The sequence below is a fragment of the Vibrio sp. M260121 genome, assembly GCF_036533715.1.
GTDB lineage: Bacteria > Pseudomonadota > Gammaproteobacteria > Enterobacterales > Vibrionaceae > Vibrio.
This window is the reverse complement of the sequence record NZ_JATABF010000087.1, coordinates 1-4379: the sequence shown is the minus strand read 5'-3', so window position 1 is coordinate 4379 and position 4379 is coordinate 1. Positions and strand designations below refer to the sequence as shown.

Genomic DNA, 4379 nt, shown 5'->3' with positions numbered 1-4379 from the left:
GAGCGACACACGAGGTTCGAACTCGTGACCTCAACCTTGGCAAGGTTGCGCTCTACCAACTGAGCTAGTGTCGCATATCACTGTTAAGCACAATGAGGGCTATTGCTTTCTACCTTGAGAAAATTGGAGCGACACACGAGGTTCGAACTCGTGACCTCAACCTTGGCAAGGTTGCGCTCTACCAACTGAGCTAGTGTCGCATATTCTCAAAGAGAATTGGTTGCGGGAGCCGGATTTGAACCGACGACCTTCGGGTTATGAGCCCGACGAGCTACCAAGCTGCTCCATCCCGCGTCCGTATTTCACTGTTAAGCACAATGAGAGCTATCAAATTGGAGCGACACACGAGGTTCGAACTCGTGACCTCAACCTTGGCAAGGTTGCGCTCTACCAACTGAGCTAGTGTCGCATATTCTCGAAAGAGAATTGGTTGCGGGAGCCGGATTTGAACCGACGACCTTCGGGTTATGAGCCCGACGAGCTACCAGGCTGCTCCATCCCGCGTCCGTATTTCATTGTTAAGCACAATGAGAGCTATCAAATTGGAGCGACACACGAGGTTCGAACTCGTGACCTCAACCTTGGCAAGGTTGCGCTCTACCAACTGAGCTAGTGTCGCATTGGTTGCGGGAGCCGGATTTGAACCGACGACCTTCGGGTTATGAGCCCGACGAGCTACCAAGCTGCTCCATCCCGCGTCCGTATGTCATTGTTAAGCACAATGAGAGCTATAAAATTGGAGCGACACACGAGGTTCGAACTCGTGACCTCAACCTTGGCAAGGTTGCGCTCTACCAACTGAGCTAGTGTCGCATATTCTCAAAAGAGAATTGGTTGCGGGGGCCGGATTTGAACCGACGACCTTCGGGTTATGAGCCCGACGAGCTACCAAGCTGCTCCACCCCGCGTCCGTATTTCACCATTTGAGGCATGATGAAAGCCTTTTAATTTGGAGCGACACACGAGGTTCGAACTCGTGACCTCAACCTTGGCAAGGTTGCGCTCTACCAACTGAGCTAGTGTCGCATATTCTCAAAAGAGAATTGGTTGCGGAGCCGGGATTTGATCCGGGCGGCGCATCCGTCGACGGCCTGAGGGTTATGATAAATAACGATCAAACTGTCTTGAATTTGGTTGCGGGAGCCGGATTTGAACCGACGACCTTCGGGTTATGAGCCCGACGAGCTACCAAGCTGCTCCATCCCGCGTCCGTATTTCATTGTTAAGCACAATGAGAGCTATAAAATTGGAGCGACACACGAGGTTCGAACTCGTGACCTCAACCTTGGCAAGGTTGCGCTCTACCAACTGAGCTAGTGTCGCATCAACAACGTTTCCGTCGTTCAGGGCTGCGAATTATAAGAGCATTTTTTTGTGATGCAAGTCCTTCGTTCAAAAAAACTTTATTTTTTTACCAACAGATGAAAAAGCAAGCAAAACGCTCATTAATTACAACAATTTGGATCGCAGCCTTAACAGTTAGATCTTAAAGATCGTTTCGCGGTAGTACTTTAGCTCAGCAATCGACTCACGGATATCATCCAGTGCCAGATGCGTGCCCTGCTTCGAAAAACCGTCTAACACTTCTGGTTTCCAGCGGCGAGTCAGTTCTTTTAGCGTACTTACATCCAAATAACGGTAGTGGAAGTATTCTTCCAACTCAGGCATATGTTTGTACAAGAATCGACGGTCCTGACCAATGCTGTTACCACAAATTGGAGAAACGCCCTTTGGTACCCATTTTTCGAGAAACTCAATGGTCTGCGCAACAGCATCTTGCTCGGAAATCTGGCTGTTTTGAACACGCTCAACCAAACCACTTGCCGTATGTGTATTAGTACACCAGTCGTCCATCTTAGCCAATTCTTCTTCTGGCTGATGGACAGCAAGAACAGGACCTTCAGCCAAAATATTCAATTCACTATCCGTGACGATAGAAGCAATTTCGATGATTTTATGCGTTTCAGGATCGAGCCCTGTCATCTCTAAATCCACCCAAATCAGGTTTTGATCGCTAAAGGACATGATTACGCCGCCTATTTGTTTATCGATAAAAGAGGTACTATACCTGAAAATACTTGAAACACGATACTCACTCGATTGACGAAGATTCCGTTTAATCAACTGAGTTAACTCACATTAAGTACAAGATTGTGGCAAAAAAGAAAAAGTTAACCAAAGGTCAGGTGCGCCGCGTACGCAGCAACCAACAAAAACGCCTAAAGAAGCAAGAAGAGTCGATCCAGTGGGATGAGAACATGCTAGGCGCAAGTAAACAGGGTCTCGTTATCACTCGTTTCGGTCAGCATGCTGACATCGAAGATTTAGAAACTGGTGAAGTGCAGCGCTGTAACCTTCGTCGTGGTATCGAATCACTGGTATCAGGCGATCGCGTGCTATGGCGCGAAGGTCTTGAGTCAATGGCTGGTATTTCTGGTGTTGTTGAAGCCGTAGAACCTCGCACATCCATGCTGACTCGCCCTGACTACTATGATGGTTTGAAACCCGTCGCCGCGAACATCGATCAAATGGTGATCGTTTCTTCGGTTTTGCCAGAGCTTTCACTCAACATCATCGACCGCTACCTAGTGGCTTCCGAAACACTCAACATAGCACCACTACTAGTACTCAACAAAATCGACTTGCTTGCTGATGAAGATCGAGCAATGTACGAAGAGTGGCTAGAAGAATACAAACGCATTGGCTACAAAGTACTGTTTGTGAGCAAGCAATCAGGCGAGGGCATTGCCGAACTTGAAGAGCAATTGCGTGATCGTATCAATATCTTCGTTGGTCAATCTGGCGTAGGTAAATCGAGCCTAGTAAACGCACTGATGCCTGAACTTGAGCAGGAAGTGGAAGAAGGCGAGATCTCTGAGAACTCAGGCTTGGGTCAACACACCACTACAGCTGCTCGCTTGTACCACATCCCTACTGGCGGCGATCTGATCGATTCTCCAGGGGTACGTGAGTTTGGCCTGTGGCACTTAGAAGCAGAAGAAGTGACCAAAGCGTTCGTTGAATTCCGTCCTTATCTTGGTGGGTGTAAGTTCCGCGACTGTAAGCACAACGACGATCCTGGCTGTATCTTGCGAGAAGCCGTGGAAAAAGGCGAAGTGAGTGAAGTCCGTTTTGAAAACTACCATCGCATCCTAGAAAGCATGAGTGAAAACAAAGCAAACCGTCAGTACTCACGCAGCAAGAAAGCGGATCTGTAGCTGAGTTAAGACTGCAACTGTGTAAGAAATCATCACCTAATACTGACAAGCAGATTAAATTTCAGTAACATCACGCGCCCTAAAGCGAGAATCAAACAGAAGTATCGGAATTAAAGATGGACAAGATTAAAGTTGGACTGCAGTACTGGATCCCACAACATGGGTTAACACGCCTAGTGGGCAAACTGGCTTCAGCTGAGGCTGGCGGTCTAACAACAGCAATCATTCGCTGGTTTATCAAGCAATACAACGTGAACATGGATGAGGCGAAGCACTCCGATCCTAAACACTTCAAAACCTTCAATGAGTTCTTTGTACGTGAGCTAAAGGAAGGCGCACGCCCAATTGCTGAAGGCGATGCCGTGATTACTCACCCTGCGGACGCGTGTGTAAGCCAATTCGGTCCAATTGAAGACGGCCAGCTTATCCAAGCTAAAGGTCATAACTTCTCGGCACAAGAATTACTTGGCGGTGACGCAAAACTAGCGGAAGAGTTCCAAGACGGTTCTTTCGCAACCTTGTACCTATCACCTCGTGATTACCACCGTGTACACATGCCATGTGACGGTACACTGCGCCAGATGATTTACGTACCTGGTGACCTATTCTCGGTAAACCCACTAACCGCAGAGAACGTGCCAAATCTATTCGCACGTAACGAACGCGTGGTATGTATCTTTGATACTGAGTTTGGTCCAATGGCACAAGTACTGGTTGGTGCAACCATCGTAGGTAGCATCGAGCAAGTATGGGCTGGCACTATCACGCCACCACGTGGTAACTCGGTTTACAAATGGGACTACCCTGCTGAAGGCGATAAAGCGGTTATCTTGAAGAAAGGCGAAGAAATGGGGCGCTTCAAGCTTGGCTCAACCGTTATCAACCTTTTTGCAAAAGATGCTATCGCATTCGATGAAAGCATGGAAAATGGTAAGCCAACCGTAATGGGTACACCTTACGCTCATCAGCAGTAAGACTCCTACTCAAACTGACTTTGAAGCCTCCGTTTACGGCTGTCTCTTGATCACAAGTCTAGTGATCAAGAGACATTGCGAGCTCGTAGCCTTCAAGGATGGTTTGCAGTTTAAACCATCCTTCCCAAAGTGCCTTTATTGAAGCTCTGCCCGTCCTCTTGGTATCTTTCCAACCACCTAATTTGGC

Annotated in this window: 3 protein-coding genes and 12 tRNA genes; 2 read left to right on the top strand and 13 right to left on the bottom strand. The window is 48.0% G+C overall.

Annotation, left to right across the window (positions count from 1 at the left end):
• Position 1 precedes the first annotated feature (1 nt).
• From QTO06_RS25010 to orn, 13 genes are all read right to left on the bottom strand, one after another.
• Positions 2 to 74, bottom strand: a tRNA-Gly gene (locus QTO06_RS25010).
• A 50-nt stretch (positions 75 to 124) separates the two neighbouring features.
• Positions 125 to 200, bottom strand: a tRNA-Gly gene (locus tag QTO06_RS25005).
• 17 nt (positions 201 to 217) lie between these two features.
• Positions 218 to 294, bottom strand: a tRNA-Met gene (locus tag QTO06_RS25000).
• Positions 295 to 333: 39 nt separating this feature from the next.
• Positions 334 to 409, bottom strand: a tRNA-Gly gene (locus QTO06_RS24995).
• Positions 410 to 427: 18 nt separating this feature from the next.
• Positions 428 to 504: transfer RNA gene (locus tag QTO06_RS24990), tRNA-Met, on the bottom strand.
• 39 nt (positions 505 to 543) lie between these two features.
• Positions 544 to 619 (bottom strand) — tRNA-Gly (locus tag QTO06_RS24985).
• A 2-nt stretch (positions 620 to 621) separates the two neighbouring features.
• Positions 622 to 698: transfer RNA gene (locus QTO06_RS24980), tRNA-Met, on the bottom strand.
• A gap of 39 nt (positions 699 to 737) precedes the next feature.
• Positions 738 to 813, bottom strand: a tRNA-Gly gene (locus QTO06_RS24975).
• Between the two features lie 18 nt (positions 814 to 831).
• A tRNA-Met gene (locus QTO06_RS24970) sits at positions 832 to 908 on the bottom strand.
• A 42-nt stretch (positions 909 to 950) separates the two neighbouring features.
• A tRNA-Gly gene (locus QTO06_RS24965) sits at positions 951 to 1026 on the bottom strand.
• Between the two features lie 105 nt (positions 1027 to 1131).
• Positions 1132 to 1208, bottom strand: a tRNA-Met gene (locus QTO06_RS24960).
• Positions 1209 to 1247: 39 nt separating this feature from the next.
• Positions 1248 to 1323 (bottom strand) — tRNA-Gly (locus QTO06_RS24955).
• A 156-nt stretch (positions 1324 to 1479) separates the two neighbouring features.
• A complete protein-coding gene (orn, locus tag QTO06_RS24950) occupies positions 1480 to 2025 on the bottom strand; it encodes an oligoribonuclease (protein WP_005443758.1) in 546 nt (181 codons plus the stop codon).
• 128 nt (positions 2026 to 2153) lie between these two features.
• On the opposite strand from orn, the gene rsgA reads away from it, so the two are divergent.
• Together rsgA and asd are read left to right on the top strand one after the other, a co-directional pair.
• On the top strand, positions 2154 to 3218 hold the full coding sequence (rsgA, locus tag QTO06_RS24945; protein ID WP_009707840.1) for a small ribosomal subunit biogenesis GTPase RsgA: 1065 nt from the start codon (positions 2154 to 2156) through the stop codon (positions 3216 to 3218).
• A gap of 116 nt (positions 3219 to 3334) precedes the next feature.
• The gene (gene asd / locus QTO06_RS24940) at positions 3335 to 4192 is read left to right on the top strand and encodes an archaetidylserine decarboxylase (protein WP_005443754.1); all 858 of its coding nucleotides are present in this window, start codon (positions 3335 to 3337) and stop codon (positions 4190 to 4192) included.
• Positions 4193 to 4379: the final 187 nt, after the last annotated feature.

What these genes read in the sequence shown, in the direction of transcription:
- orn (WP_005443758.1), bottom strand. Translation starts at nt 2,025, where the DNA reads ATGTCCTTTAGCGATCAAAACCTGATTTGGGTGGATTTAGAGATGACA.
- asd (WP_005443754.1), top strand. Translation starts at nt 3,335, where the DNA reads ATGGACAAGATTAAAGTTGGACTGCAGTACTGGATCCCACAACATGGG.